At 67.6% G+C, this 25,467-nt stretch carries 30 protein-coding genes; 10 read left to right on the top strand and 20 right to left on the bottom strand.

The genetic code is table 11. The features are described 5' to 3' along the window. Positions 1–3 precede the first annotated feature (3 nt). Entirely contained in the window at positions 4–972 is a 969-nt protein-coding gene (locus BLQ77_RS09625; RefSeq protein ID WP_089958323.1) for an MBL fold metallo-hydrolase, read from the top strand. A 323-nt stretch (positions 973–1,295) separates the two neighbouring features. Here BLQ77_RS09625 and map read toward each other — a convergent pair whose 3' ends face one another. Further along, the gene (gene map / locus BLQ77_RS09620; protein WP_008886629.1) at positions 1,296–2,150 is read right to left on the bottom strand and encodes a type I methionyl aminopeptidase; all 855 of its coding nucleotides are present in this window, start codon (positions 2,148–2,150) and stop codon (positions 1,296–1,298) included. 160 nt (positions 2,151–2,310) lie between these two features. On the opposite strand from map, the gene BLQ77_RS09615 reads away from it, so the two are divergent. Then, a complete protein-coding gene (locus tag BLQ77_RS09615; protein WP_089958320.1) occupies positions 2,311–3,198 on the top strand; it encodes a mechanosensitive ion channel family protein in 888 nt (295 codons plus the stop codon). 105 nt (positions 3,199–3,303) lie between these two features. On the opposite strand, the gene sfsA is transcribed toward BLQ77_RS09615, so the two are convergent. Further along, positions 3,304–4,011, bottom strand: coding sequence for a DNA/RNA nuclease SfsA (sfsA, locus tag BLQ77_RS09610; RefSeq protein ID WP_089958318.1), 708 nt, complete (start codon positions 4,009–4,011; stop codon positions 3,304–3,306). A 48-nt stretch (positions 4,012–4,059) separates the two neighbouring features. On the opposite strand from sfsA, the gene BLQ77_RS09605 reads away from it, so the two are divergent. Genes BLQ77_RS09605 through BLQ77_RS09590 form a run of 4 tightly spaced genes read left to right on the top strand, consistent with a single transcriptional unit; the run spans position 4,060 to position 7,001 of the window. Continuing rightward, positions 4,060–4,782 (top strand): competence/damage-inducible protein A, encoded by a 723-nt coding sequence (locus tag BLQ77_RS09605; protein ID WP_089958315.1) that lies wholly within the window; start codon positions 4,060–4,062, stop codon positions 4,780–4,782. Next, positions 4,779–5,510 carry a GNAT family N-acetyltransferase gene (locus BLQ77_RS09600; protein WP_089958313.1) on the top strand — a complete coding sequence of 244 codons (732 nt, stop codon included), beginning with the start codon at positions 4,779–4,781 and terminating at the stop codon, positions 5,508–5,510. Before BLQ77_RS09605 ends, BLQ77_RS09600 begins: the two co-directional genes overlap by 4 nt. Beyond that, positions 5,507–6,076, top strand: a complete 570-nt coding sequence (locus BLQ77_RS09595) for a peroxidase-related enzyme (RefSeq protein WP_089958309.1) — start codon at positions 5,507–5,509, stop codon at positions 6,074–6,076. Before BLQ77_RS09600 ends, BLQ77_RS09595 begins: the two co-directional genes overlap by 4 nt. Further along, entirely contained in the window at positions 6,048–7,001 is a 954-nt protein-coding gene (locus BLQ77_RS09590) for an OmpA family protein (RefSeq protein ID WP_242661671.1), read from the top strand. The genes BLQ77_RS09595 and BLQ77_RS09590 overlap by 29 nt, the downstream gene beginning before the upstream one ends. 110 nt (positions 7,002–7,111) lie before the next feature. Here the strand turns inward: BLQ77_RS09590 and BLQ77_RS09585 are convergent, their stop codons facing one another. Beyond that, positions 7,112–8,002 (bottom strand): LysR family transcriptional regulator, encoded by an 891-nt coding sequence (locus tag BLQ77_RS09585; RefSeq protein WP_089958306.1) that lies wholly within the window; start codon positions 8,000–8,002, stop codon positions 7,112–7,114. A gap of 159 nt (positions 8,003–8,161) precedes the next feature. On the opposite strand from BLQ77_RS09585, the gene BLQ77_RS09580 reads away from it, so the two are divergent. Continuing rightward, positions 8,162–8,857, top strand: coding sequence for a TetR/AcrR family transcriptional regulator (locus tag BLQ77_RS09580; RefSeq protein WP_089958305.1), 696 nt, complete (start codon positions 8,162–8,164; stop codon positions 8,855–8,857). 19 nt (positions 8,858–8,876) lie between these two features. Here BLQ77_RS09580 and BLQ77_RS09575 read toward each other — a convergent pair whose 3' ends face one another. The 8 genes from BLQ77_RS09575 to BLQ77_RS09540 all read right to left on the bottom strand — a co-directional run bounded on the left by BLQ77_RS09575 (position 8,877) and on the right by BLQ77_RS09540 (position 15,794). Beyond that, positions 8,877–9,230 (bottom strand): YigZ family protein, encoded by a 354-nt coding sequence (locus BLQ77_RS09575; RefSeq protein ID WP_089958302.1) that lies wholly within the window; start codon positions 9,228–9,230, stop codon positions 8,877–8,879. A gap of 50 nt (positions 9,231–9,280) precedes the next feature. Then, positions 9,281–9,757: a cupin domain-containing protein gene (locus tag BLQ77_RS09570; RefSeq protein ID WP_089958300.1), complete on the bottom strand. Its 477-nt coding sequence runs from the start codon at positions 9,755–9,757 to the stop codon at positions 9,281–9,283. 37 nt (positions 9,758–9,794) lie between these two features. After that, positions 9,795–10,562, bottom strand: coding sequence for an ion transporter (locus BLQ77_RS09565; protein WP_008886658.1), 768 nt, complete (start codon positions 10,560–10,562; stop codon positions 9,795–9,797). A 206-nt stretch (positions 10,563–10,768) separates the two neighbouring features. Next, positions 10,769–11,674: a LysR family transcriptional regulator gene (locus BLQ77_RS09560; RefSeq protein WP_040384710.1), complete on the bottom strand. Its 906-nt coding sequence runs from the start codon at positions 11,672–11,674 to the stop codon at positions 10,769–10,771. Between the two features lie 415 nt (positions 11,675–12,089). Then, positions 12,090–14,099, bottom strand: a complete 2,010-nt coding sequence (locus BLQ77_RS09555) for an NADPH-dependent 2,4-dienoyl-CoA reductase (protein ID WP_089958297.1) — start codon at positions 14,097–14,099, stop codon at positions 12,090–12,092. A 67-nt stretch (positions 14,100–14,166) separates the two neighbouring features. Next, on the bottom strand, positions 14,167–14,634 hold the full coding sequence (locus BLQ77_RS09550; RefSeq protein WP_089958295.1) for a GFA family protein: 468 nt from the start codon (positions 14,632–14,634) through the stop codon (positions 14,167–14,169). Further along, on the bottom strand, positions 14,631–15,137 hold the full coding sequence (locus BLQ77_RS09545; protein WP_089958292.1) for a DUF805 domain-containing protein: 507 nt from the start codon (positions 15,135–15,137) through the stop codon (positions 14,631–14,633). Before BLQ77_RS09545 ends, BLQ77_RS09550 begins: the two co-directional genes overlap by 4 nt. 21 nt (positions 15,138–15,158) lie before the next feature. Continuing rightward, positions 15,159–15,794 carry an MliC family protein gene (locus BLQ77_RS09540; protein ID WP_089958289.1) on the bottom strand — a complete coding sequence of 212 codons (636 nt, stop codon included), beginning with the start codon at positions 15,792–15,794 and terminating at the stop codon, positions 15,159–15,161. 586 nt (positions 15,795–16,380) lie between these two features. Between BLQ77_RS09540 and BLQ77_RS09535 the strand changes: the two genes are divergently transcribed. After that, positions 16,381–17,088 carry a Crp/Fnr family transcriptional regulator gene (locus tag BLQ77_RS09535; protein WP_008886504.1) on the top strand — a complete coding sequence of 236 codons (708 nt, stop codon included), beginning with the start codon at positions 16,381–16,383 and terminating at the stop codon, positions 17,086–17,088. A gap of 54 nt (positions 17,089–17,142) precedes the next feature. Here the strand turns inward: BLQ77_RS09535 and msrA are convergent, their stop codons facing one another. Next, on the bottom strand, positions 17,143–17,649 hold the full coding sequence (msrA, locus tag BLQ77_RS09530) for a peptide-methionine (S)-S-oxide reductase MsrA (RefSeq protein ID WP_089958287.1): 507 nt from the start codon (positions 17,647–17,649) through the stop codon (positions 17,143–17,145). Then, positions 17,646–18,095 carry a peptide-methionine (R)-S-oxide reductase MsrB gene (msrB, locus tag BLQ77_RS09525; protein WP_089958284.1) on the bottom strand — a complete coding sequence of 150 codons (450 nt, stop codon included), beginning with the start codon at positions 18,093–18,095 and terminating at the stop codon, positions 17,646–17,648. Before msrB ends, msrA begins: the two co-directional genes overlap by 4 nt. A gap of 308 nt (positions 18,096–18,403) precedes the next feature. On the opposite strand from msrB, the gene BLQ77_RS09520 reads away from it, so the two are divergent. Then, on the top strand, positions 18,404–18,874 hold the full coding sequence (locus BLQ77_RS09520; RefSeq protein ID WP_089958282.1) for a hypothetical protein: 471 nt from the start codon (positions 18,404–18,406) through the stop codon (positions 18,872–18,874). 84 nt (positions 18,875–18,958) lie between these two features. Here BLQ77_RS09520 and queG read toward each other — a convergent pair whose 3' ends face one another. From queG to BLQ77_RS29780, 4 genes are all read right to left on the bottom strand, one after another. Continuing rightward, positions 18,959–20,008, bottom strand: a complete 1,050-nt coding sequence (gene queG, locus BLQ77_RS09515; protein WP_089958279.1) for a tRNA epoxyqueuosine(34) reductase QueG — start codon at positions 20,006–20,008, stop codon at positions 18,959–18,961. A gap of 84 nt (positions 20,009–20,092) precedes the next feature. Continuing rightward, on the bottom strand, positions 20,093–20,758 hold the full coding sequence (fzlA, locus tag BLQ77_RS09510) for an FtsZ-binding protein FzlA (protein WP_008886454.1): 666 nt from the start codon (positions 20,756–20,758) through the stop codon (positions 20,093–20,095). Between the two features lie 157 nt (positions 20,759–20,915). Next, a complete protein-coding gene (locus tag BLQ77_RS09505; protein WP_089958276.1) occupies positions 20,916–21,620 on the bottom strand; it encodes a winged helix-turn-helix domain-containing protein in 705 nt (234 codons plus the stop codon). Continuing rightward, positions 21,592–22,077: a hypothetical protein gene (locus BLQ77_RS29780; RefSeq protein WP_311135897.1), complete on the bottom strand. Its 486-nt coding sequence runs from the start codon at positions 22,075–22,077 to the stop codon at positions 21,592–21,594. The genes BLQ77_RS09505 and BLQ77_RS29780 overlap by 29 nt, the downstream gene beginning before the upstream one ends. Here BLQ77_RS29780 and BLQ77_RS09495 point away from each other — a divergent pair. Beyond that, the gene (locus BLQ77_RS09495) at positions 22,061–22,618 is read left to right on the top strand and encodes a hypothetical protein (RefSeq protein ID WP_089958274.1); all 558 of its coding nucleotides are present in this window, start codon (positions 22,061–22,063) and stop codon (positions 22,616–22,618) included. The genes BLQ77_RS29780 and BLQ77_RS09495 overlap by 17 nt on opposite strands. A 114-nt stretch (positions 22,619–22,732) precedes the next feature. On the opposite strand, the gene BLQ77_RS09490 is transcribed toward BLQ77_RS09495, so the two are convergent. Genes BLQ77_RS09490 through puuE form a run of 3 tightly spaced genes read right to left on the bottom strand, consistent with a single transcriptional unit; the run spans position 22,733 to position 25,466 of the window. After that, on the bottom strand, positions 22,733–23,224 hold the full coding sequence (locus BLQ77_RS09490; RefSeq protein WP_089958271.1) for an ureidoglycolate lyase: 492 nt from the start codon (positions 23,222–23,224) through the stop codon (positions 22,733–22,735). Then, the gene (locus tag BLQ77_RS09485) at positions 23,221–24,057 is read right to left on the bottom strand and encodes a bifunctional allantoicase/(S)-ureidoglycine aminohydrolase (RefSeq protein ID WP_089958269.1); all 837 of its coding nucleotides are present in this window, start codon (positions 24,055–24,057) and stop codon (positions 23,221–23,223) included. Before BLQ77_RS09485 ends, BLQ77_RS09490 begins: the two co-directional genes overlap by 4 nt. Beyond that, the gene (puuE, locus tag BLQ77_RS09480; protein ID WP_089958266.1) at positions 24,054–25,466 is read right to left on the bottom strand and encodes an allantoinase PuuE; all 1,413 of its coding nucleotides are present in this window, start codon (positions 25,464–25,466) and stop codon (positions 24,054–24,056) included. The genes BLQ77_RS09485 and puuE overlap by 4 nt, the downstream gene beginning before the upstream one ends. Position 25,467: the final 1 nt, after the last annotated feature.

The following is a 25,467-nucleotide window of genomic DNA, read 5'->3' as shown; positions in this document are numbered from 1 at the left end:
CGCATGACCATCCTCACCCCCACCCGCCGGGACATCCTCGCCATGGCCGCCGCGGCGCCGGCACTGACCCTGCCCGCCATGGCGCGCGCCGAGCTCGGCGCCCCCGCCAAAGGCAACCCCTCGCATTTCGCCTTCACCCTCGGCGAGGCGAGGCTCACGGTGATCTCGGACGGCTCGCTGCAACTGCCCGCGAACGGACTGGGGGTGAACGCCGACCCCGCCGAGGTCCGCAGCTTCCTCGAGCGCCATTTCCTCTCGCCCGAGACAAACTACTCCCATACCAACCACCTGCTGGTGGAACTGGGCGACGCCACGGTGCTGGTCGACGTAGGCTCCGGCAACCGCTTCCTCGACACCGCCGGACGGCTAATGGCCAATCTCGGCGCCGCCGGGATCGATCCCGGGGCGATCACCCACGTGGTCATCACCCACGCCCACCCCGACCACCTCTGGGGCATCCGCGACGATTTCGACGAGGCGATCCTGCCGCAGGCCGCCTTCTTCCTCGGCCGGTCCGAGCATGATTTCTGGATGCAGGACGGGCTTGCAACCTCGGTGGCGCCGGAGATGCAGCAGTTCGTGGTGGGCGCTCAGAACTCGATCACCGCCGAGGGCGCCGAGTGGCAGCTCACCGACGACGGCACCGAGATCGCGCCCGGCATCCGCGTCATCGACACGCCGGGCCACACGCCCGGCCACCAGAGCCTCGTGATCGTGTCGGGCGGCGAGCAACTGCTGGTGACCGGCGACGCCATGAGCCACGCCTACATGAGCTTCGCCCGGCCCGACTGGTACAACGGCTTCGACATGGACGGCGACCAGACCGTCACCACCCGCCGCCGCCTGCTCGACATGGCCGTGACCGACCGCATGGCCGTGCTCGGCTACCACTTCCCATTCCCGGGCGTGGGCCACGTGATGAAGGACGGCGACGCCTACCGCTTCGTGCCGGCCCTCTGGAAATGGGACTGACCCACCCGGATGCGACGGCACCTCCCCAGGCCACCACAACATGCCCAAAGCGCACGCCCCAACGAACGTCCTCATGCCATCGCGAAAGCGCACCCATACACCGAAGGCGAGCCCACATCCCGAAGGCGCAACCCGCCCCTTCATCTTGCCAGCTAAACTCCGGGGGTGAGGCGCATGGCGCCGAGGGGGCAGCGCCCCCTCCTCCGCGTCACACGGTCAACACCTGAACGTCCACACCGACGTCGCCACGCGCGGACGCGTCGCACGACAGAAGCGCGGCAAGGACCGGTCGAACCGGCCCCTGTCTCCTCACGAGGAAGACATCAGCTCCAGGTGGGGTGGAACTTGTCGCCGGGCGAGAGGGTGAAGATCTCGACCCCGTCGGCGGTGACGCCGACCGAGTGTTCGAACTGTGCCGAGAGCGACTTGTCGCGGGTGATCGCGGTCCACTCGTCCTTGAGCACCCGGGTCTCGGGGCGGCCGAGGTTCACCATCGGCTCGATGGTGAAGAACATGCCTTCCTCGAGCACCGGTCCGCTGCCGGGACGGCCGTAGTGCAGCACGTTGGGCGCGGCGTGGAACACCCGGCCGAGGCCGTGGCCGCAGAAATCGCGGACCACCGACATGCGCTGGCCCTCGACGTAGCTCTGGATGGCATGGCCGATGTCGCCGAAGGTGTTTCCGGGCTTCACCGTCTCGATGCCGATCATCAGCGAGTCGTGGGTGACCTGCATCAGCCGCTGCGCGTAGGGCTTGGGCTCGCCCGCCACGTACATGCGGCTGGTGTCGCCGTACCAGCCGTCCACGATCACCGTCACGTCGATGTTCAGGATGTCGCCGTCGAGCAGGCTGTCGTCGTTGCGGGCGTGGCTGTCGTTCTTCCACTTCGGGATCTTGCTGCCCGGGATGCCGTGGCAGACCACGTGGTTCACCGAGATGCAGCTGGCGTGCTGGTAGCCCTTGTAGCCGATGGTGGCCGACACCGACCCGGACTCCTCGACGAGGCCGCGGATGATCTCTTCGAGCTTGCCGGTCGTCTGCCCTGCAAAGACATGCGGCGCCACATCGTCGAGAATCCTCGCGGCAACGGCGCCGGCCTTATGCATGCCGGCAAAATCTTCTGAATCGTGGATGCGGATGCCGTCCCGGGTGAGGCGGCCGCCGGTGTCGTGTCTCAAGGCTGCGCGCTCCGTCGTGCGATACTCGCCGTTACTTAATCCCTATCGCCGGCCATTGCCAGAGGCGATACCCGCCACACATAACCCGGGACGTCCCCCGGGGCACATGGAACACGCAGCGCCGCACCGGCGGAGGCTGCTTCTGCGAAGACGAGGACCGATGGAACCGATCGACGACATCCTGAACACCAAAATCTACAACGGCACGGCGCTGTCTGACGTGCTGACACTCGACTTCCTGGCCTCCGTGCTCGGAAACGTGGTCACCGGCGTGCTGATCCTCGTCGTGGGCCTCCTGATCGCGAGCTGGCTGAAGCGGCGGATCACCGGCATCTCGGCGCGGTCATCGCGGCTCGACGACACGCTTTTCGCCTTCCTCGGCCAGATCGCCCGCTACATCGTGCTGATCTTCACCGCCCTGATCCTGCTGAACAATCTCGGTGTCCAGACGACCTCGATCATCGCGGCCCTCGGTGCCGCCGGCCTTGCCGTCGGCCTCGCCCTGCAGGGCACGCTGTCGAACGTCGCGGCCGGCGTGATGATCATCGTGTTCCGGCCGATCAAGCTCGGCGATTTCGTCACCGTCGCGGGCCAGTCCGGCACCGTGAAGGACATCACGCTCAACACCATCGAGCTTGCCAGCATCGGCAACACCCAGGTCATCATCCCGAACTCCGAGGTCTGGGGCAACGTTATCGAGAACTACTCGGTCTACAAGACGCGCCGGGCGGAATGGACCTTCGGCGTGGGCTACGGCGCCAACCTGAAGACCGCCGAAGAGGTGATCCTGAGCACGATCATGGCCGATCCTCGGTCGAAATCCGAGCCCGCGCCCTTCATTCAGGTCAACAACCTCAACGACAGCTCGGTCGATTTCCTCGTGCGGGTCTGGGTCGAGAGCGCGGATTACTTCCAGTACCAGGCCGACATGAAGCGGAAGGTCAAGGAAGCGCTCGACTCGAGCGGTGTGCCGATCCCCTTCCCCACCCGCACGCTGCACATCGAATCCGACGACGACAGCAGCGCCGGCAAGCTGGCGGCGGAGTGATCGCGGGCTGACCTGCGACGAGATGGGGGCGCTGCCCCCGTCTCCTGCGGAGACTCCCCCGAAGTTTATCCGGCAAGATGAAGGGACGGGCCGCGCGCAGGCGGCTCAGGGCGCGCGGAATGGGAGCGGCTGGCCGAGCGTGATGGCCTCGGGGCTGATCAGGCAATCGAAGGCCATCACCTCGACCCCCTCGGCGGTAGCGGCGGCGAAGGCCGCAGCGTAGCCCGGGTCGAGATCGGCCGCCAGCGTCACCTCGTGGCAATCGGTGCGCTGCACGAGGTAGAGCATCACCGCGCGGTGACCGGCGCGCACCATCGCCGCCAGCTCGGCCAGGTGCTTGGCGCCGCGGGCGGTGACGCTGTCGGGAAACTCGGCGATGCCGTCGTGGCGCGAGAGCGTCACCGATTTCACCTCGACATAGGCGTCGGGCCGGTCGGCGCCGGTGAGCAGGAAGTCGATGCGGCTGTTCTCGCCGTATTTCACCTCAGGCCGGACGTGGTCGTAGCCCTCGAGCCCCGGCACCTCGCCCGCGCCGAGCGCGGCGCGCAGCATGCGGTTGGGCACGCCGGTGTCGACGCCGGTGAAGGCGCCGCTCTCGTGCTCGACCAGCCGCCACGCGTATTTCAGCTTGCGCTTCGGGTCGTCGTTGGGCTCGAGCCAGATCTTCAGCCCCTCGTCTTTCAGCCCCAGCATGCTGCCGGGGTTGGCCACGTGGGCGGTGATCTCCTGGCCGCAGCCAAGCCGCGCATCGGCGAGGAAACGCTTGTAGCGGCGAAGCAGCACGGCCGGGATCAGGGGGGTTTGAAAGCGCATGTCCGGGCCCTATACCAATGCGGTAGCCGGGCCAAGGAGGGTTGAGACATGGCGAATCCCACCGCATCGATGATCGTGATCGGGGACGAGATCCTCTCGGGCCGCACCCGCGATTCGAACATGCATCACCTCGCCAAGGAGCTGACCAAGGTCGGCATCGACCTGCGCGAGGTCCGCGTGGTGTCGGACGACCGCGAGGCCATCGTGAGCGCGGTCACCGCGCTTGCCGCCGAGACCACCCATGTCTTCACCTCGGGCGGCATCGGGCCGACCCATGACGACATCACCGCCGATTGCGTGGCCGCGGCCTTCGGCGCCCACATCGACATCCGGGAAGACGCCTACGCCCTGCTCGCCGCGCATTACGAGCGGCAGGGGGCCGAGTTCAACACCGCCCGGCAGCGCATGGCACGCATTCCCGACGGCGCGGTTCTGATCGAGAACCCGGTCTCGATCGCGCCAGGCTTCGCGCTCGAGAACGTCTACGTCATGGCGGGCGTGCCCGCGGTGTTCGAGGCCATGGTGGCGAGCGTTCTGCCGACGCTCACCGGCGGCGCGCCGCTGCTGTCGCAGAACCTGCGCATCGAACGCGGCGAGGGCGAGATCGCCGGGCCGCTGGCGGCGCTGGCCACCGAGTACAACGACCTGTCGATCGGCTCCTACCCGTTCCAGAAGAACGGCATCTACGGCGCCAACATCGTGATCCGCGGGCAGGACGGCGCCCGGGTCGATGCCGCCATGAGCAAGCTCGCAGAGATGTTCCCCGCATGATGCCGGACCTGCCGGCGCTCTATGCCGCCATCGACGGAACCTGGCCCGCCGCGCGCCGGATCGAGACCCCGCGCTGGACGCTGCGCGACGGCGACGGCGGTGGCAAGCGGGTGTCCTGCGCCACCTCGCGCCCGGGCTGGAGCGTCGCCGAGATCGCCGCGGCCGAGGACGGCATGCGCAGCCTCGGACAGGATCCGCTCTTCATGATCCGCGTGGGTGAGGAGGCGCTCGACGAGGCGCTTGCGGCGCGGGGCTATGCGCTCATCGACCCGGTGAACTTGTGGCTTGCGCCGGTGGGGCAGCTCACCGGGCTCGAGATGCCGCGGGTGATGACCTTCGACGTCTGGGAGCCACTCGCCATCATGCGCGAGATCTGGGCCGAGGCCGGTATCGGCGCGGCGCGGCTTCGGGTGATGGACCGCGCGCAGTGGCCCAAGACCGCCGTGCTCGGCCGGCTCAGCGACAAGGCGGCGGGCTGCGGCTTCTGTGCCATCCATGAGGGCATCGCCATGGTGCACGCACTCGAGATCCGCCCCGAGCATCGCGGACAGGGTCTTGGCAAGTGGATGATGCGCCGGGCCGCGCTCTGGGCCGAGGCGCAGTGGGCGGCGTGGATGGCGGTGCTCTGCCTGCAGGACAACGCGCCGGCGAACGGTCTCTATGCTTCCCTCGGCTTCAACCTCGTGGGACAGTACCACTATCGCAACAACGTCGAGGCCCCGGAATGACCAAGGATCTGCCCACCGCGCTCAACCTGCCCATGGTGGAGCCGCTGCCGCCCGAAACGCAGAAATACTTCGACGTCTGCAACGAGAAGCTGGGGATGGTGCCGAACGTGCTCAGGGCGCATGCCTTCGACATCACCAAGCTGAACGTCTTTACCGCCATGTACAACGAGCTGATGCTGGCGGACTCGGGGCTGAGCAAGCTCGAGCGCGAGATGATCGCGGTGGTGGTCTCGTCGGTGAACAAGTGCTTCTACTGCCTCACCGCCCATGGCGCCGCCGTGCGCGCGCTGTCGGGCAATCCGGCGCTTGGCGAGATGCTGGTGATGAACTGGCGCGTCGCCGACCTGCCCTATCGCCAGCGCGCGATGCTGAGCTTTGCCGAGAAGATGACGAAGAACAGCGCCGAGATCGCGGAATACGACCGCGAGGCGCTGCGCGACGCGGGCTTTACCGAGCGCGACATCTGGGACATCGCCAACGTGGCGGGGTTCTTCAACATGACCAACAGGGTGGCATCAGCCACCGACATGCGGCCGAATGAAGAGTATCACGCTCAGGCTCGCTGAGGCGGCGCTGCTGGGCTGCCTTGCCGCGCCGTGCTGGGCGATCGACCTCGCGCCGGCGCCCGGCGGGCGCCTGATGGCCGAGCGCGTCACCGATCCCGGCAGCTATGCCGTGCCCAGCGGGCCGTGGCGCGAAGAGACCGGCGTTCCCGCGATCCGGGCAGAGGGCCGCGTCCTGCGGCAGTCGTGGCGCGTGGACAGCCCCGACCTCACGACGTTGCAGATCCTCGAGCCGCTGCGCGACAAGATCGAGGCGTCGGGCTACGAGATCCTGTTCGAATGCAGCTCGGCCCGCTGCGGCGGCTTCGACTTCCGCTTCGGCACCGAGGTGATCCCGGCGCCCGAGATGTATGTCGACCTCACCGCCTTCCGCTTCCTGTCCGCGCGCGGGCCCGGGGACAGCTACGTCACGCTTCTGGTCAGCCGCTCGAACGCGGCGGGCTACGTGCAGGTGATCCAGACCAGCCCCTCGACCGCCGCCGAGGGCGCGCCCGACGGCGAGACGCCCTCCGAGGCCCCGGCGCCGCAGCAGACGCCGGAGGCCATTCCCGGGGGCGAGATCGCGGCGCGGCTGGAGCGTGAGGGCCACGTGATCCTGCGGGATCTGTCCTTCGAGACCGGCTCGGCCTCGCTTGGCGAGACCACGGTGAGTTCGCTCGAGGAACTGGCGGCCTTCCTCACCGCCGATCCGTCGCGCCGGGTCCTGCTGGTCGGGCATACCGACGCGGTGGGCTCGCTCGCCGCCAACACCGAGCTGTCGCGAAAGCGCGCCGCCGCCGCCGAGAGCTACCTGCGCGCGCGCGGTATCCCGGCCGGACAGCTTGGCGCACAGGGTGCGGGCTACCTGTCCCCGGTTGCGAGCAACCTCACCCCGGAAGGCCGCGAGGAGAACCGCCGCATCGAGGCGATCCTGCTGCCTTCCGAGTAAGCCGGCGCAAGCTATCGGAACCACCTGATGAGGGGGCGGCCAGCCGCGAGGCAGGCACACCCCCAGGACGCGCACCCCGGCCTCGGCCTGGGGCGGTGCCCGTCACGCGCTCAGCGCTGCCGTGAAAGCGCCGAACACATGAATTCCTCGAACAGGATCGCGTTGCGCAGGTCGCGGTTCTCCGCCGGGCGGCAGAGCTTCATGGCGCGCACGGCCCCGGTGACATCCGGCAGCACCCGCTGCAGCTTGCGGCGGCGCAGGTCGCGGTCGACCATGTAGTCGGGCAGCAGCGCGATGCCGGCACCGGCGCGACAGGCGGCCAGAACCGAGCGCCGGTCGGCAAAATGCAGAAGCTTGTCAGAGGTCACGCTGTAGGTGCCTCCGTGCTGTTCGATCAGCGGCCAGACCGCGCCGTCGCGGTCGCGCGCCTTGAGCAGCCGGTGCGCGCTGAGCGCCCCGGCGCTGTCCGGGGTGCCCGCGGACTCCAGATACGGGCTCGACGCCACCAGCACATCGGTGCTGCGCCCGATCGGGCGGCCCTCGGCGCGGGCGGTCTCGAGCGGGTCCTCGATCACCGCGAGTCCCCAGTCGGTGCGCGACAGCGCCGGGTCCTCGGGCAGGAAGGCGACGGAGGTCACCGGCGCGGACTGTAGGAAAGCGGGGAGATAGCGCAGCAGGACGTGTTCCGCGACCTCGGGCGAGGCCGCGACCTTGAGCACTTCGACGCCGCGGGCGTTGGCGTTCACGGCCCGGGCGATGCGGTCGGCGCGGTCGGTCTCTTCGAGGATCTGCAGCGCATGGCGGTAGTAGACGGTGCCCTCCTCGGTCGGGCTGACCTGACGCGTGGTGCGCTGCAGCAGCGACACGCCGAGACGGCGCTCGAGCGCGGCGACCTGCTTGGAAACCGACGCACGAGAGATGCCCAGAGTCTCGGCCGCACTGGTGAAGCCACGCTGCTCCATCACGCGCGTGAACGCCAACATCTCGCTGAATCGGTCCATTTCGGGTGTCTCCGGTCGGTCTCTCGTCTCGAACGCCACTCATATAATCATCCGCCTGCATATATCAACATTGTTAAAAACTTTGTTGATAACCCTGTTCATGTTAACATTAAGAACATTGGCGATTGATTTTGTTGTTCGCAGACATAGAGTTACTCCATGACACCGAAACCGAGCTTCCCGCGACGCGACCGCAGATCCCTGAAAGAAAAACGCAGTGCCGCGACGCGGGAACGGCTGCTCGAGGCCGCGCGCCGATTGTTCGCCCAATACGGCTACGACGACGTGTCGGTGACCGAGATCGCCAAAGAGGCCGGCGTCACCCACGCCATGATCAACGCCTATTTCCACTCCAAGGCGGGGCTGCTCTACGAGCTCATCTCCGAGACCTACGAACAGCACATTGCGCGCATGGAGGCCGCGGTTGACCTGCCCGGCACCACGGCCGAGCGGATGCGGCACCTGATCACCATCGTGGCAGAGAGCGACCTCGCGGATCCGAAGATACTGGCGATCATCCGCAGCTACTCGTGGCAATGGCCGGAAGAGACCGAGGCCGCCAACAAGGATCAGCTCGGGCGGGCGCTGGCACCGATCGAACAGGTGCTGCGTGACGATCCGGGGTTGCAGGGCATCGACGACGCCCAAATGGCCGACGTCCTGGATTCGATCTTCGCGATCTACACGATGGGGCTGCGCCCGGCGCTCTACGCCGGGGCCAGCGCCGACGAGTGCGTCGACGCGATCCTGAGGCGCATCATGGTGTTGCTCGACGGCGCGCAGCAGTCGCTGGCGCGCGAGGTGTCACCTCAGGCGGCATATCCCGGACGGAACGGCACAGCTCAGGCCTCGTGACCGCGGCGAGGCGCCCGGTTCAGGTGCGCAGCGCGTCGAGATAGAGCCGCACCGCGTCCTGCACGTGGCGGAACCGATCGCCGCCCAGATGCTTGCCGCCGTACCAGCGCGTCACCACCACGAGATGGTCGCGCAGCTCCTCGCGCTCGAGCATCCGCAGGATCACCATGCCCGCGCCGCTTTCGCCGTCATCGTTCTTGATCGGCCCGGCCTCGGTGAGCAGCCCCCACGTGTTGTGGGTCGCCTTGGCGAATTTCTTCTTCCGGCAAAGCTCGCGGATCAGTGCCTTGGCCTCGTCCTCCGAAGCACAAGGTGCGCCCGAGACGGCGTATTTCGAGCCGCGGTCCGAGATGATGTTGTCGAGCGTGAGCATTGCGCCGGTGTAGCGGGGTCGCGCCGGTCAGGCAATGCAATGCCGGGCGGTCAATCCTCGTAGGCGCTGAGCGAGGGGGTGCCGTCGAAGCGGGTGTAGCTGCGGCTCTCGACCTCTCCCGAGTCACCACGATTATGGCGCAGGATGCGGTCGTGGTCGGGGTAGGTCACCGTGTCCGAGGCGGCGCGGGTGCCGATCACGAGATATCGGATCGGCGCGTCCGAGCAGTTGACGAGGCAATGCCCGACCGGGGTGCCGGCCTTGAAGGTCGCCGCCTCGCCGGGGCTGAGCGGGTAGCTGTCGTCGCCCTCGAGCACGGTGGCCGTGCCCTCGAGCATGTAGACCATCTCGTCCTCGATGGCATGCCAGTGCTTGAGCGCCGAGGACGAGCCCGGCGGCAGCGTCTCGACGAAGGCGCCGAACTGGGTCAGCCCGCCGCTGTCGCTGAACAGGATGTCGTCGGCCGGGCCGCAGGGCCCGCCCTCTTCATGGCCCGTGAGCGCTGTCTCGGGGGTGAATTTCGGCATCTCCGCCTCCGGTAGGGATGGCGGAAGGATGCGAGGCTCACCCCAGCTTGTCGAGCCTTTCCTCGATGGCACGCAGCCGGGTGATGACCTCGTCGCGGTAGTCCGTGGTGGCCGCGTTCGATTCCTCGGCGTGGGCCTCCTGCATCGAGTTCACGATGAGACCGACCACGAGGTTCACCACGGCGAAGGTGGTGATCAGGATGAAGGGCACGAAGAACAGCCACGCCTCGGGGTGGACCTCCATCACCGGGCGGACGATGCCCATCGACCAGCTTTCCAGCGTCATGATCTGGAACAGCGTGTAGGTCGAGGTGCCGAGCGTGCCGAACCATTCCGGGAAGCTGTTGCCGAAGAGCTTCGTGGCGATCACCGAGGCGATGTAGAAGATGATGCCCATCAGCAGGAACACCGAGGCCATGCCCGGCAGCGCCGCGAGGAAGCCCTCGACCACCCGGCGCAGCGTCGGCGCCACCGAAACCACGCGCAGCAGCCGCAGGACCCGCAGCGCCCGCAGCACCGCGAGCCCGCCCCCCGCCGGCACCAGCGCAATGGCCACCACGAGGAAGTCGAAGACGTTCCAGCCCGAGCGGAAGAAGCGCAGCCCGTGTGCGTAGAGCTTGGCGACAAGTTCGGCCACGAAGATCGCGAGGCAGATCGCGTCGAGCGCGATGATCAACCCGCCGGCCGTGGCCATCGCCTTGTCCGAGGTCTCGAGCCCGAGGATCACCGCGTTGAAGAGGATCACCCCCATGATCGTGTAACGCGTTGCGGCGTGGTCGAGAAAATTGGAAATCTGCTGGCGCATCGGGGGTCTGGTCCTTTGGGGTCCACGGGCACATAGGGGCGGCCTGCGCGACATTCCAGTGCCCGCGCGACGTCAGGGTGACGCCATGCGCCCCACCCGGCGGCAACCCGCGCCGGACCCCCCGCCCCGGCCCGAAAAAGAAGCGCCCCGGGAACGGGCCCGGGGCGTGAAGGCCGTCCTGCGCCGGACAGGACATGAGCAGGCGGTCACCAGTCCTGCGGGCCCTTGTCGGCAAAGGCGTGGACGAGAAAATCGATGAAGGCCCGAACCTTGGGCTGGGTGAAGCGGCCCGGCGGGTAGACCGCGTAGATGCCCTGGCTCTCGACCGGAAGATCGGGAATGGCGTCCTCGACCAGCCCCTGCTTCATCGCGTCGGCGTAGAGGTAGGACGGCAGGTAGGCGATGCCGAGCCCCGCGATGCAGGCGTTGAGCAGCGACTGCCCGTCGTTGACCGAGAGCCAGCCGGCGGTGCGCACCTGCCGCTTCTCGCCCGAGGGTGCGGTGACCTTCCAGACGTTGCCGCTCGACTGGTTCGAGTAGTGCAGGAGCTTGTGCTCGTTGAGATCGTCGATCCGCGCCGGGCGGCCGAACTTCTGGAAATAGGCGGGCGAGGCGATCATCCGCTTTGTGGTGTCGGTCAGCTTGCGGGCACGCAGGGTGCTGTCCTCGAGCTCGCCGATGCGCACCGCCATGTCGAAGCCCTCGGAGATCAGCTCCACGTAGCGGTTGTTGAGCACCATGTTGACGGTGATGTCGGGAAACGCCGCAAGGAACTCCCCGAGTACCGGGCTCAGATGATTGACGCCGAAATCCGTCGCGACCGAGATCCGCAGCAGCCCCGAGGGCGCCGACTGCATCGAGGTCACCAGCGCGTCGGCCTCTCCGGCGTCGTTCAGCACCCGGCGGGCGCGATCGTAATAGGCCAGCCCGATCTCGGTAGGCGAGACCCGGCGCGTGGTGCGGTTCAGGAGACGCGCCCCGAGACGGGCCTCGAGCGACGAGACGTGTTTCGACACCGCCGATTTCGAGATCCCCATCTTCTTCGCGGCATCCGTGAAGCCGCCCTGATCCACGACGGTGGCAAAAGCCTCCATTTCGGTCAGACGATCCATCACCGTCTCCTCGTTCATCCTGTTCGTCAACTGAGAGGTATCGTGCCCGATTGGGGCACAACTTGGACGAGGCGGGGACAATATCTGGATTTCGGCCAGGACTGTTTCGCGCGCGTTGCGGATGCGATGGCGAAAAAAGGCCGCGCCTTTAGGGGAAAGGCGCGGCCGTTACTTGTTACTCGAACAGATCAGCTACTCGTGACGTCACCAAGCAATGCGGGACCCGGGAGGCCTTGGAACGGCTGTGACACGGAAACCGGCCCCGCGGGCGCAAAGCCGGCCACGGAGGACAAGGATCGTCGTATCGGACATGCCGCACGGGGCACGTCCCCACGCATTCGACAGACTAATGCCTTTGCCCCTGCAATTGTTTCCGAGAAAACGCCCACGGACGTTCACGGGTTCGTGAACGATATCAGAGGGTCGCGGCGAGGCGCACGCCCTGGTCGATGGCGCGCTTGGCATCGAGCTCGGCCGCCACGTCGGCGCCGCCGATGACAAGCACCTCCGGACCCTTCACCACGTCGGCCAGCTCGCGCAGGCTCTCCTGGCCCGAGCAGAGCACAACGGTGTCGCAGGCGATGAGTTCGGGCTTTCCGTCGCGGGTGATGTGCAGGCCGTCGTCGTCGATGCGGTCGTAGCTCACCCCCGCCTTCATACTGACGCCCTTCATCATGAGCGCGGCGCGATGGATCCAGCCGGTGGTCTTGCCCAGCCGCTTGCCGGGCTTCTCCGCCTTGCGCTGAAGCAGGGTGATCTCGCGCAGCGGCGGCTCGGGCTGCGGGCCCTCGGGCGCCAGCCCGGCGCGGGCCTCGGCGGGGTCGGTCACGCCCCATTCGCGCATCCATTCCGGCAGGTCGAGCGTCGGGCTCTCGCCGGTGACGAGGAACTCGGAGACGTCGAAGCCGATGCCCCCGGCCCCCACCACCGCGACGCGCTTGCCGACTTCGGCGCCACCGCGCAGCACGTCGACATAGTTCAGCACCGAGGGGTGATCCTGCCCGGGGATCTGCGGATCGCGCGGCAGCACGCCGGTGGCGACCACCACCGCGTCGAAGCCCGCGAGTCTCTCGGCATCGGCGCGGGTGTTCAGCCGCAGCTCGACGCCGGCCTCGCGCAGCATGGCGCCGAACCAATCGACCAGTCCGTCGAACTCTTCCTTGCCGGGAACCTTGCGCGCCATGTTGAGCTGGCCGCCGATCTCGCCCGCCTGCTCGAAGAGCACCACCTCGTGGCCGCGCTGCGCGGCGGTGATGGCGGTCGAGAGCCCCGCCGGACCCGCACCCACCACCGCCACGCGCTTCCGCGCCTCGGCGGGGGCGATGACGAGATCGGTCTCGAAGCCCGCGCGCGGGTTCACGAGGCAGGACGATACCTTGCCCTGGAAGGTGTGGTCGAGGCAGGCCTGGTTGCAGGCGATGCAGGGCGCGATCAGGTCGGCGCGGCCGCGCTCCGCCTTGGCAACGAAGTCCGGATCCGCAAGGAACGGCCGCGCGAGGCTCACCATGTCGGCGCAGCCCTCGGCCAGCACCTGCTCGGCCACCTCGGGCGAGTTGATTCGGTTCGAGGTGATGACCGGGATGCCAACCTTGCCCATCAGCTTCTTCGTCACCCACGCGAAACCCGCCCGCGGCACCGAGGTCGCGATGGTCGGCACCCGCGCCTCGTGCCAGCCGATGCCGGTGTTGAGGATGCTGGCACCCGCCGCCTCGATCGCCTGCGCGAGCTGCACCACCTCCTCGTGGGTGGAGCCATTGGGCACGAGGTCGATCATCGAGAGCCGGAAGATCACGATGAAATCCTCGCCCACCGCGGCGCGGACCCGCTTCATGACCTCGACCGGCAGCCGCATCCGGTTCTCGTAGGAGCCGCCCCAGCGGTCCTCGCGCCGGTTGGTGTGGGTGACGAGGAACTGGTTCAGGAAATAGCCCTCGGACCCCATCACCTCGACGCCGTCATACCCGGCCTCGCGGGCGCGGGCGGCAGAGGTCGCGATGTCGGCGATCTGCTTCTCGATCCCGGCCTCGTCCAGCTCCTTCGGCGGGAAGGGCGAGATCGGCGACTTGATGGCCGAGGGCGCGACGCAGTCGGGACCATAGGCGTACCGGCCCGCGTGCAGGATCTGCATGGCGATCTTGCCGCCCGCGCCGTGCACCCGGTCGGTGACCAGCCGGTGATGGGTGATGTCCTCGGCCGTGTAGAGCCCGCCCGCCCCCGGGAAGACGCCGCCCTCGGCGTTCGGGGCGATGCCCCCCGTCACGATCAGCCCGACACCGCCCTTCGCCCGCTCCTCGTAGAAGGTCGCGACGCGGTTCCAGTCGCCTCGCTCTTCGAGGTTGGTGTGCATCGAGCCCATCAGCACGCGGTTGGCCAGCGTGGTGAAGCCGAGATCGAGCGGGGCAAGCAGGTGCGGGTAGCTGGTCATCGTGGCGGTCCTCCCTATCGCGCGCACCCTGCCAATCCGCCGCGGGACTGTCAGGCGGAACGTCGCGTCAGAGCGAGGCCGCGTATTCCCGCATCAGCGGCTCGAGATCCTCGGGCGGGGGAAAGCCCTCGTAGCTGTGCCGCGCGGGCGTGCTGGCCCATGGCAGCTTCTCGGCGCACATGGTCTCGATGAAGGGATCCGTCCAGGCGGGGACGTCGAACATCACCGAGCGCACGTTGACGAAACCGTCCATGCCGGGGATCCGAGTGAACACCCAGGTCAGGCAGCCCGGGCAGAAGTAGTGGTCGCACATCGGCCCCTTGATGCCGCCCTTGATCAGCTCGCCCGAGACCACGCTGAAGGCCTGCGCCGGGATCATCGCGGTGAGGGAGAAGGCGCTGGCGCTCATCTTCTGGCAGCCGCGGCAATGGCAGGCTGCGGTGGCGAGCGGCGGCGCCGTGATCTCCATCCGCAGCGCGCCGCAGCGGCAGGTTCCGATGGCGGGCGAGGCGGGGGTGGGCGTGGTCCGGGTCATGCGGCGGGTGGGACTCCGTAGGCGTTGGGGGCGGGATCCGAGGGCCGGGTCAGCCACCAGATCATCAGAACCAATAGCATGATCTGTACCAGCCATATGGCGATCAGCCATATCCCTCCCAGCATCATTCCCGCGTCCCCCGGCGGGACGTTGCCGCCCATCCGGACCGCCGCCATCATCCCGAAGAGCGTGAGGAACATGAGCCCCATCGTGACCAGCATCGGCAGCAGGTAGTACCAGCCCGGTCGTCCGGTGTCGTGCATCCGCCGGAAGCCGACCGCCAGAGTCGGCAGGAGAATCACCAGCTGGAAGACCGCCGCGAGCACCCGCGACACCTCGCCGGTTTCGGGATTCGTCCCGAAGAAGACGGAATCGAGCGCGGTGCACAGGATCGCGCCCAGCATGACGAAGAGAACCCACCACCAGAACTGCGGCCGCGAGGCCCGGCCCGAGAAGGTCGCGTAGTTTCGGAAGCCGCTCTTGATCGCCGGAAGAAATCCCATGTCCCTGCCCTGCTTCCTGCCCTAGCCGATGTCGTCCTGAATGCACGTGGTCTCGGGCTGGCCCGGCGGCATGAACGTCGCCTCGTCGCGGCTGGTCCAGAACAGCGCCTCGCCGCCATACCAGAGGTCCGAGGCGTACTTCGCGCCCGAGCCGGTCTCGACCGAGGGCAGCACGATGGCGTTTTCGCCCCAGCGCAGCACAACCATGGGTGCCAGCGTGTTCACGAAGACCGCGCTGACCGGCACGTCCATTCCCTCGCAGACATAGGCGTAAGGCCCCAGAGATGCGCCGTTTTCCGCGCGCGCGTCGGCGTAACCCTGCCGAATTTCGGCGATCCGGAAGGCGTATTCCGAGGCCGTGCAGAACGGGATACCTAAGTCAGACTTCCAACAGGCGTCGCGCCCCTTGATCCATCCGCGCTGCTCGGCCTGCAACATCCGGTGACGTTCCGGGTCCATGTTCGGACCCTCCGCGGCGCGCTGGAAGAGCCTCGAAAGCTCGAGATCCATGGAAGCCAGCGTATCATCAGAACAGACGGCCTTCTCGGCGTCGCTCTCGGCCCTGGTGCAGTCGAAGGACGGCTCAAGCGCCAGCGCCGGGGACATCAGGGCAAGCGCGGAAATCACCGCCGCCGGCCCCGCGAACACTCTGCCCATGCTCCACCTCCCTCGTCTCCGGGTCAGTGTAGCATCGAAGATTCACACGTAAAGACTGAAGCCCGCTCGCCTTTGTCGGGTCGCGGTGGGCGGGTAACCCCGCGGGATGTGCCCAAATCCGTTGCATATCCGCCGCATGCCGCAGCGTTGGATCATCAAATTCGCAGAGATTCTTACAGAACAGTCGCGTCTGCGACACTTCCCCCGGCGAGAGGGAGTATGAGTCCGAGTCAGTAAGCTCTCGGGAGCCCCCAAGACACGACGGCTCGCAACACCGGGGAAAGCTAGGGTAACGAGTGTGTCGTGCTGAGTGCTCCACCCGGTTGTCAGACCTCTGACAGCCGGGTGTTTTACTGTGACGACACTTGCCTTTCTTGTGCCATGTCGTTTCATTACACCCAATACGATAGTATGCTTCAACGCGGGCCGAAGATGACGCGGCCTGCCCATACAAACCGTTCCTTGGGGATCCCCACATGGTGCAGAGCGTCCCAACTCCGGCACGTCGGCCTCGCGCGGCCTGCCGCCCGCAGATCACGAGCGCAACATACCTTCCGTCCGGACGCCAGGCCGGGAGAGGTGTCACGTGAAGATCAGTGCCGCCTATCCCGAACTTCTCGAGATCGGCCTTCTCGAGGGCCTCCCGGTCGCCTCCCGCGCCGCATTTCTCGACGCCTGCACCCTTCGCTTCTGCAACTCCGAGACGCCGCTGCTGACTCAGCACGAGCCGACGACGGGCTGCTACCTGATCGCCCGCGGCCGGGTGGTCATCACCTACCTCGATGGCGACGGCAACGAAAGCATGGTGCACGTGGCAGGCCCGGGCGAGATCGTGGGCGAGGTCGAGGCGCTCAGCGGCTCTCTCTGCGTCGCGAGCTGCACCACCATGCCCGACACCACGGTGCTGAACTGCCCGGTGTCGGTTCTCATGGAATACGCCCAGCAGCCCTCGGTGCTGCGCAACCTCGCGCGGATCCTGCACGAGCGGCTGATCCGCGACCTGGAGAACCGCTCGGTGGAGCAGTTCCAGACCGTCGAAGCGCGGCTCAACAACTATCTCTGCGTGTTCAGCACCGCAGACGACCCCGAGATCCGGGTCAGCCAGACCCAGCTCGCAACGTTGCTGGCCTGCTCGCGGCAGAAGGTGAACCGGATGCTCAAGGACCTGCGCGATGCGGGGGTCATCGACCTGAGCCGCGGCCGCATCCGGGTGCTCGACCGCACGGCCGTCGGCTGCCGCCGCTGCGCCGAGGAAGCGCTCCTGGCTCCGGCAAACGATCGCCGGACCGGCTGATCGCCCGCACCCGCCGCGACGCCGAAGGGGCGCCGCAGGGGGCATATTTCAGAGTTATTCGGCCGCCGCGCGTTTCGGCAGCACCCAGCCCGGGCGCGGGTAGTGGCAGGTGTAGCCGTTGGGGTGGCGCAGCAGGTAATCCTGATGCTCGGGCTCGGCCTGCCAGAAGTCGCCCACCGGCTCGACCTCGGTCACCACCTTGCCCGGCCAGAGCCCCGAGGCGTCCACGTCGGCGATGGTGTCCAGCGCCACCGCCTTCTGCGCCTCGTCCACATAGTAGATCGCCGAGCGGTAGCTCATGCCGACGTCGTTGCCCTGCCGGTTCGGCGTGGTCGGGTCGTGGATCTGGAAGAAGAACTCGAGGATCTGCCGGTAGCTGATCTTCGACGGGTCGAAGAGGATCTCGATCCCCTCCGCGTGGGTGCCGTGGTTGCGGTAAGTGGCGTTGGCCACGTCACCGCCGGTGTATCCGACGCGGGTTTTCTCCACGCCCGGAAGCCTGCGGATCAGGTCTTCCATGCCCCAGAAACAACCACCGGCGAGAACGGCGCGTTCACTCATGTCAGGTCCTCCACTTGCTCGAGATAGGCGCCGTAGCCCTCTGCCTCCATCTCGTCACGGGGGACAAAGCGCAGGGACGCCGAGTTGATGCAGTAGCGCAGCCCGCCCCGGTCCGTCGGACCGTCGGGGAAGACGTGGCCAAGGTGCGAATCGCCGTGGGTCGAGCGCACCTCGGTCCGGACCATGCCGTGGGTGGTGTCGCGCAGCTCCTGCACGTGGGCGGGCTCGATCGGCTTCACGAAGCTCGGCCAGCCGCAGCCTGACTCGTACTTGTCGGACGAGGCGAACAGCGGCTCGCCCGAGACGATGTCGACGTAGATCCCCGCCGCCTTGTTGTCGAGGTAACGCCCGCTGCCCGGCCGCTCGGTGCCATTTTCCTGCGTCACGCGATACTGCTCCGCGTCGAGCGCCGCGATCGCGTCCGGATTGCGTTCATAGGTCGCCATGCCAAATCCTCCATGACCTGTTTGCCCATAAGATGGGTCTTCGTGGCATCATTGCAAAGCCCGTTACGGCCCTATGACCCTGCCGTGAAGTCCGGCGACATTCCGCCGGCCCCTGCGGCGGTCGCGGAACCGGCGGGGCGCCGCCCACCCCTGCCCCCCTGAACTGGCAAGGCTTCGCCGGAATCGGTTGCGCCGTCACGAGGGGGATCCCGATCGCCGCCACGCGCCTTACATCTCTGTCGACGCACCGCAGCGTCGGCCGCAACGGATCGAAAAACATCAAGAAACGGATCAAAGGAGGATCGGCCATGACCATCCGCACGACCAGCATCGGGCTCGCCACCCTCGTCGCCATGTCCGTCTACGGCGCTGCCTTCGCGCAAAGCGCAAGCGACACCGACCTCACCGCGCAGGTGCGCGCGCAGGGCGAACCCGAGATCGAGATCACCGAGGTGCCAGAGACGTTGTCCGACCTCGTCGCCGACCTCGACGGCAAGGGCGTCGCCATCCCGCTCACCGGTATCCCCGAGGACGCCGAGATCGAAACCCGCACCCTCAGCGAGCTCGACATGTCGGGCGGTGGCGGCAACAACGTCTCGGCGCTCGACAACGCGCTGTCACGGGCCCAGACCCGCCTCGACATGCTGCAGACCCAGATCGACGGCAGCGACGCGGTGATCGGCGCCATCGAGGCCCGCGGCTTCACCTCCGACGATGTCATCGGCATCTACCAGACCGCCAAGCGCTCGCTCACCGTGCTTCTGGACGACCGCGCCTGACCCTGGACTCCTCGTACCCGGGCGCGTTCCGGCCCGGCCCCCTGCTGAACTCCCGGGGGGGGCCGGGCCACATCGCGTGGAAAGCTACACCCCGTCCAGCCGCTCCACCGCCCAGCGCGCCGCATCGCGCAACGCCGGGTCGGGATCGTCGCAGAGCGCCTGAGCCGCGGGCCGCAGCGCCGCGTCGCCCGAATTGCCGATGGCATAGCAGACGTTGCGCACGAACCGGTCCCGGCCGATGCGCTTGATCGGCGAGCCCGAGAACAACACCCGGAAACCCGCGTCGTCCAGCCCCGCCAGCTCTGAGAGCTCCGGCGCGAGAAGCTCAGGCCGGGCGTGGTACTTCGCCTCGCCGGCCCGATGTGCGAACTTGTTCCACGGACAGACGGCAAGGCAGTCGTCGCAGCCGTAGATGCGGTTGCCCAGCAGCGGCCGCAGCTCCTCGTCCACCGGCCCGCCGTGCTCGATCGTCAGGTACGAGATGCAGCGCCGCGCATCGAGCTGGTAGGGCGCCGGGAAGGCCCCGGTCGGGCAGATGTCGAGACAGGCCCGGCACGAGCCGCAATGGTCGCGCTCCGCCCCGTCCGGCGCCAGCTCCAGCGTGGTGAAGATCGCGCCGAGAAAGAACCACGACCCGATCTCCCGGCTCACGAGATTGGTGTGCTTGCCCTGCCAGCCGAGCCCCGCCGCCTGCCCGAGCGGCTTCTCCATCACCGGCGCGGTGTCGACGAAGACCTTGATCTCCGCCGCGAGCCCAAGCTCCTTCTCCGCCGCCGCCAGCAACCACCGCCCCAGCCGCTTCAGCTTCTTCTTCACCACGTCATGGTAATCGCGGTTCTGCGCATAGACCGAGATTGCCGCCCGGTCGCGCTGCTCCAGCACTGCCAGCGGATCGCCCTCGGGCCCGTAGTTCTCTGCCAGCATGATGACCGAGCGTGCCTCGGGCCAGAGCGCCGCCGGATTGCCGCGCCACGCCGTGCGCTCGGCCATCCAGCCCATCTGCCCGTGCCGTCCCGCGTCGAGAAACGCCGCCAGCCGCCCGGCGGCCTGCGGCACGTCCCCGGGACGGCAAACCCGGGAGGCGGCAAAGCCCGTGGCGCCCGCCTCCGCGACCAGCCTCTCCTTCAGGGACAAGATCCCGTCCCTTCATCTTGCCCGGCAAACTCCGGGGGAGTCGCGCCTTGCGCGGCGGGGGCAGAGCCCCCTGCGACGCCGGCCTCAGAAGTCGAGATCGGCATAATGCGGCGGCGGCGGGAAGCCGGGGATCTGGTCCGCGAGGATCGACCGGAAGGCGGGACGCGACTTGATCTTGGCGTACCAGTCCTTGACCGAGGCCTGCCGGTTCCAGTCCACGTCCGAGATGTAGTCGAGCGCCGAGAGATGTGCCGCGGCGGCGAAATCCGCCAGCGTCATCACGTCGCCCGCCAGCCAACGCCGGTGGTCGAGCAGCCAGGCCATGTAGTCGAGGTGATACTTGATCGCCTTCGCGCCCGACTTCACGTTGCTCGAATCCGGGAAGCCCGCCTTCATGATCTTCTTGTTCACCCGCTCGTAAAGCAGCTTCGACGTCACCTCGCTGTGGAACTTGTCGTCGAACCAGCCCACCAGCCGGCGCACCTCGTAGCGGGCATCGGCCGAGCGCGGCATCAGCGCGGGCTCGGGGTATTTCTCTTCGATCCACTCGCAGATCGCGGCGCTCTCGGCCATGGTCTTGCCGTCGATGCGCAGCACAGGGACCTTGGCGGCGGGGTTGCGGCGGAGGAAATCCGCCTCCTTCTCCCAGTAGCGCTCCTCGATCAGCTCGCACTCGATCTTCTTCTCGGCAAGGCTGAGACGGACCTTTCGGCAAAACGGCGAGAGCGGCACGTGGTAGAGCTTGGCCATGGGCGAACTTTTCCGAGCGTCAGGGAATGCCCAGACTGTTTGCACCCGTTCCGGACAGGATTCAACCGCGCCCGCAAGCACGGTGCCCCAAGGCGCCCGCTGTGAGGCCCCGCCGCAAGGCCCCGAACCCCCGCCCTGACCGCCCGGAGGGGCCGGGTCAGACGACTTCGATCACATCCTTGTCGATGGCCAGCACATAGCCGCGTCGGGCAATGTTCTTGACCAGGAGCTCGCTCACCATCTGGTTGCCGAGCCCGTCGCGCAGACGCTTGATCCGCGTCGCCCCCGCCGCTTCCTCGCAATCCGAGGCATCGCGGCCCGAGATCACCGCCTCGATCTGCGCCCCCGAGAGCATCTCATTGTCCATCCGCGCCTCGGCCAGCACCGCCAGTGTCTCGATCATCGCCTCGGTCAGCTTGAAGCCCATGGTATTGAGATAGACGGTGTTCTCCTCGCGGCTGATGATCAGCGAGCTGACCTGGATCCCCGAGCGCTCGATCTGGGCCATGCGGCGGTTCAGCACCACCAGCATCACGAGGAACACCAGCGCCGCGACCAGCAGCGCGGTGGCGAAGACCAGCAGCACGAAGATCACCATGCGGTAGCTCGCCAGCGTGTCCGAGAACGCCGTGCCCGACTGCGCGAGGATCTCGAGCAGCTTGACCTCGGCCTGCCCGGTGAGGTCGTCGTTCTCGATGAAGATCCGCTCGACCTGCGCGTTGAAGGCGTTGGCATCGGGCAGGGTCAGCATCAGAAGCCCGCCGCCCAGTGCCAGCAGCAGGACAATGGCGGCGATGCCGAAGCTCACGAGCCGCGTCCCGGCCCGGCGCGCGTCAGAAGCGGAGGTAGTAGTCGCCGGCATTGGCCTTCTTCTTTTTGCCCGGTTCCTTGGTGGAGCTACCCACCACGTTCAGCAGTGTCCAGCCGGATCCCGCGAGACGGGAGCGCAGCGCGTCGGCGGCCTGTCCCTTGCCGGGGCAGTCTCCGCCCGGCAGCAGGGCGATGCCATAGTGCAGGCGCAGCGGCGCATCGCGCTTGGCCTTGTATTCCACGTAACAGTCGGCCTGCGCCGCGGCGGGCAGGACGAGGGCGAGGAAGAGGAGAAGAAAGAGCCGTTTCATGCCCGCCACGCTGCGCAAAGACATGCCGCAATTCAATAGCCGAGCGGCAAAACCCTGCCTGTTATCCGATAGCAGCGGGGCGATATTGCCTGTTTTGCCGGGTCGGGATGAGTGTCCGGTCAGAGCGTCGTCCGGTTCGGGCGGCATACGACTCAAGACCGCAAGACCGGAAGGAGACCCCATGTCCCGCAAGTTCATCGCCGCCGTCCTGGCCGCCTCGCTCGCCGTCACCGCACTCTCGGCGCAGGCAAGCCGCGCCGACAACGCAGACCTGGGCCAGGTGCTCGGCAACGTCGCGAAACTCTATACGCTCAACCGCGTCATCAACTCCACCCAGGAGGACGGCTTCTTCGACATCCGCAACGACCACGCCGACAACCGTGGCCTGCCGCGGGTGATCCATGAGGACCGCAACCGCAAGGACTACCGCGGCCAACAGCGCGCGATGCCGCGAAGCTGCGTGCTGCAGATCCGCGGCGGCCGCTCGGATTACGTGGTGTCGAAGGGCTGCCTGCAGCGCAACGGCTGGAACACCGACCGGCTGCCCAAGCGTTGCGAGACCCGGGTCCGTGACGGCGGCGACAAGCGCAAGGTCTACTACGCCGGCTGCCTCGAGCGGGAAGGTTTCCAGATCGGCGACCGCGGCCCGGTGCGGCACGACAACCGTGGCTGGAACGACCACAACCGTGGCTGGAACAACGGCAACCGCGGCTGGGGCAACAACCGCTGGCACGACTGACCGGACAGGGATCGGGCGGCCCGTCCCGTCCGTCCGGTCCCGCGGCGCGCGCGGGGGGCTTGCCAGCCTCCTCCGCGCGCGTCCGTTATCACCCGCGGCGGCAGCTTCGTCAGATCAGAAGCGCGGCCCGCCGATGATCACCGGCGTCTCGAGCCAGTGTTCCTCGAGGTTGGCGGTGTCGCCGATACGGTCGACCACCGCGAAGAGCCCCGGCTCATGCAGCGGCGTCAGGACGCCGTGCCATGTGCCGCGGTGAAAGTTGATCCCCTGCCCCGACGCCGCGAGGAAGGCATGCACAGGCCCCGGCACGTCGCCCGGCTCGGCCACCACCACCAGCCACGGCTTGAGGTGCATCGGCACGAAGGCCTGGCTGCCTTCGGGGTGACGCTCGACCATTTCCAGCCGGTAGGGCAGGCTCCGGGGCTCGGCGTTGAACAGGCTGATGCCCGCCCGCCCGCCGGGCCCGAAATCCAGCGCCGCCCGGTCGTGGTACCGCCCGCAGAGCCCCTGGTTGATGATCTTGTCCGGCGCGCCCGCAATCTCGAGCACGTCGCCATAGGGCGCGAAGGCCTCGGCGGTCAGCGGCTGGGCGACGATCTCTGTCATTTCAGGCTCAGCGCCGGATGGCGGTTCACGTCCTTGTAGAGCAGGTAGCGGAAGGTCTCGTCCCCGGTGGCGATGCAGGCCTGCGGGCAGAAGGCGCGCAGCCACATGAAATCGCCGGGGCCGACCTCGACCCAGTCCTTGTTCAGAAGATAGCGCCCGTGGCCCGAGAGCACGTAGAGCCCGTGCTCCATGACGTGGGTCTCGGCAAAGGGGATCCGGCCGCCGCTCTCGATGCTGACGATGTTGACGTGCATGTCGTGGCGCAGGTCGAGCGGGTCGGCAAAGCGCTGGGTCGACCAGACGCCGTCGCAATCGGGCATCTCCATGCGCGGCACGTCGCTTTCGTGGGTCACGAAAGCGTCGGGCGGGGTGATGCCCGGCGCCGGGGTCCAGCGCTTGCGGATCCAGTGGAAGCCGCAGGGCGCGTCTCCGGTGTTCCAGATCGTCCAGACCGCGCTTGCGGGGATGTAGGCGTAGCTGCCCGCGCGCAGCTCATGGCTGTCGCCGCCGAGGGCCAGCCGGGCCTCGCCGTGGGCGACGAAGATCACCGCCTGCGCCGCGTGGTCGGGCTCGGGGTCGTCGCTGCCGCCGCCGGGCGCCAGCTCGACCGCGTATTGCGCGAAGGTTTCGGCAAAGCCGGTCATCGGCCGCGCGAGGATCCAGGCACGGGTCCCGGTCCAGCCCGGCAGGAAGCTGGTGACGATGTCGCGCATCACGTGCGCAGGGATCACTGCGTAGGCTTCGGTGAGGATCGCGGTGCCCTCGGGGTCGCCGTCCTGCCCGGGCAGGCCGCCGGGCGGGAAGGCATAGGTCGCGATGGTGTCGTGTTTCAAAGCATGGTCTCCAGCCGCAGTCGTGCGATCCGCTCGACCTGCCGGCAAGCTTCCCCGAACTCGGTGTCGGTGTCGTTGCCGAGACGGCGTTCGAACGCCGCGAGGATGCCGGGCTTGTCGTGATCGCGCACGGCAATGATGAATGGAAATCCGTGCTTGTCCATATACGCGGTGTTGAGCTCGGTGAAGCGGCTGCGCTCGGCGTCGGTGAGCGCGTCGAGCCCGGCGCTCGCCTGTTCGGCGGTGCTGTCATCGGTCAGCGCCCTGGCCGCCGCGAGCTTGCCCGCGAGATCCGGGTGCGCGCGGAGCACGCCCATGCGCTCGTCGGCGCTGGCGGTGCGCAGCACCCGTGCCAGCGCGTTGGCCAGCCCCGCCGGCGTGTCATGCGCCGGCCCGAGCTCGAGGTCGAAGGCCCGGTCCGCGACCCAGGGCGAATGCTCGACGATCTCGCCGAAGCGCGCCACGAAGGTCTCGCGGTCCATCTGGCTGGGGCGCTCGGTTTTCACCGGCGGATGGGTCGCGGCCCAGTGCTCGGCGATCTCGAGACGGCGCGGCGTCCAGACGCCGTCGAAGCCCGCGATGTAGTTGAGGAAGCGCTGCAGCCCCGCCACCTTGCCCGGGCGCCCGATCAGCCGGTTGTGCAGCCCGATCGAGAACATCGCGGGCTTGCCGGCCTCGCCCTCGGCATAGAGCGTGTCGAAGCTGTCCTTGAGATAGGTGAAGAACTGCTCGCCCTCGATCCAGCCGGGGCTGACAGCGAAGCGCATGTCGTTGGCTTCGAGCGTGTAGGGAATGATGAGCTGATCGCGGCCGTCGACCTCGATCCAGTAGGGCAGATCGTCGTCGTAGGTGTCGGAGATATAGGCGAACTGCCCGGTCTCGGCGGCCAGCCGCACGGTGTTGGACGAGCAGCGCCCGGTGTACCAGCCGCGCGGCGCCTCGCCCACCACCTCGGTGTGCAGGCGGATCGCCTCGGCGATGGCGGCGCGCTCGTCCTCTTCGGGCATGTCCTTGTGCTCGATCCACTTGAGCCCGTGGCTGGCGATCTCCCAGCCCGCGTCCTTCATCGCCTCGACCTGCTCGGGGTTGCGGGCCAGCGCCGTGGCGACGCCGTAGATGGTGAGCGGGATGCCCGCGCCGGTGAACAGCCGGTGCAGCCGCCAGAACCCGGCCCGCGCGCCGTATTCGTAGATCGACTCCATGTTCCAGTGACGCTGCCCGGGCCATTGCGCCGCGCCCGCGATGTCGGAAAGGAAGGCCTCGGAGGCCTGATCCCCATGCAGCACGTTGTTCTCGCCGCCCTCTTCGTAGTTCAGCACGAACTGCACCGCGATCTTCGCGCCACCGGGCCATTTCGCATCCGGGCGGTCCGCGCCGTAGCCGATCATGTTGCGGGGATAACGCTGCATC

It is taken from the genome of Salipiger thiooxidans (assembly GCF_900102075.1).
Lineage (GTDB): Bacteria > Pseudomonadota > Alphaproteobacteria > Rhodobacterales > Rhodobacteraceae > Salipiger > Salipiger thiooxidans.
This window is presented reverse-complemented; position numbering and strand designations above follow the sequence as displayed.

Coding starts and splice junctions, on each gene's coding strand:
- sfsA (WP_089958318.1), bottom strand. CDS start 4,011: ATGCGCTTTCAAACCCCCCTGATCCCGGCCGTGCTGCTTCGCCGCTAC.
- BLQ77_RS09580 (WP_089958305.1), top strand. CDS start 8,162: ATGACACCGAAACCGAGCTTCCCGCGACGCGACCGCAGATCCCTGAAA.
- BLQ77_RS09550 (WP_089958295.1), bottom strand. CDS start 14,634: ATGACCCGGACCACGCCCACCCCCGCCTCGCCCGCCATCGGAACCTGC.
- BLQ77_RS09520 (WP_089958282.1), top strand. CDS start 18,404: ATGACCATCCGCACGACCAGCATCGGGCTCGCCACCCTCGTCGCCATG.
- puuE (WP_089958266.1), bottom strand. CDS start 25,466: ATGCAGCGTTATCCCCGCAACATGATCGGCTACGGCGCGGACCGCCCG.
- msrA (WP_089958287.1), bottom strand. CDS start 17,649: ATGAGTGAACGCGCCGTTCTCGCCGGTGGTTGTTTCTGGGGCATGGAA.
- BLQ77_RS09565 (WP_008886658.1), bottom strand. CDS start 10,562: ATGCGCCAGCAGATTTCCAATTTTCTCGACCACGCCGCAACGCGTTAC.
- BLQ77_RS09590 (WP_242661671.1), top strand. CDS start 6,048: ATGAAGAGTATCACGCTCAGGCTCGCTGAGGCGGCGCTGCTGGGCTGC.
- BLQ77_RS09560 (WP_040384710.1), bottom strand. CDS start 11,674: ATGGATCGTCTGACCGAAATGGAGGCTTTTGCCACCGTCGTGGATCAG.
- BLQ77_RS09490 (WP_089958271.1), bottom strand. CDS start 23,224: ATGACAGAGATCGTCGCCCAGCCGCTGACCGCCGAGGCCTTCGCGCCC.
- BLQ77_RS09540 (WP_089958289.1), bottom strand. CDS start 15,794: ATGGGCAGAGTGTTCGCGGGGCCGGCGGCGGTGATTTCCGCGCTTGCC.
- BLQ77_RS09570 (WP_089958300.1), bottom strand. CDS start 9,757: ATGCCGAAATTCACCCCCGAGACAGCGCTCACGGGCCATGAAGAGGGC.
- BLQ77_RS09585 (WP_089958306.1), bottom strand. CDS start 8,002: ATGGACCGATTCAGCGAGATGTTGGCGTTCACGCGCGTGATGGAGCAG.
- BLQ77_RS29780 (WP_311135897.1), bottom strand. CDS start 22,077: ATGAACTTGCGGGACATGGGGTCTCCTTCCGGTCTTGCGGTCTTGAGT.
- BLQ77_RS09555 (WP_089958297.1), bottom strand. CDS start 14,099: ATGACCAGCTACCCGCACCTGCTTGCCCCGCTCGATCTCGGCTTCACC.
- BLQ77_RS09625 (WP_089958323.1), top strand. CDS start 4: ATGACCATCCTCACCCCCACCCGCCGGGACATCCTCGCCATGGCCGCC.
- BLQ77_RS09600 (WP_089958313.1), top strand. CDS start 4,779: ATGATGCCGGACCTGCCGGCGCTCTATGCCGCCATCGACGGAACCTGG.
- BLQ77_RS09505 (WP_089958276.1), bottom strand. CDS start 21,620: ATGCCGGCGACTACTACCTCCGCTTCTGACGCGCGCCGGGCCGGGACG.
- fzlA (WP_008886454.1), bottom strand. CDS start 20,758: ATGGCCAAGCTCTACCACGTGCCGCTCTCGCCGTTTTGCCGAAAGGTC.
- BLQ77_RS09605 (WP_089958315.1), top strand. CDS start 4,060: ATGGCGAATCCCACCGCATCGATGATCGTGATCGGGGACGAGATCCTC.
- BLQ77_RS09495 (WP_089958274.1), top strand. CDS start 22,061: ATGTCCCGCAAGTTCATCGCCGCCGTCCTGGCCGCCTCGCTCGCCGTC.
- BLQ77_RS09575 (WP_089958302.1), bottom strand. CDS start 9,230: ATGCTCACGCTCGACAACATCATCTCGGACCGCGGCTCGAAATACGCC.
- BLQ77_RS09595 (WP_089958309.1), top strand. CDS start 5,507: ATGACCAAGGATCTGCCCACCGCGCTCAACCTGCCCATGGTGGAGCCG.
- BLQ77_RS09545 (WP_089958292.1), bottom strand. CDS start 15,137: ATGGGATTTCTTCCGGCGATCAAGAGCGGCTTCCGAAACTACGCGACC.
- BLQ77_RS09615 (WP_089958320.1), top strand. CDS start 2,311: ATGGAACCGATCGACGACATCCTGAACACCAAAATCTACAACGGCACG.
- msrB (WP_089958284.1), bottom strand. CDS start 18,095: ATGGCGACCTATGAACGCAATCCGGACGCGATCGCGGCGCTCGACGCG.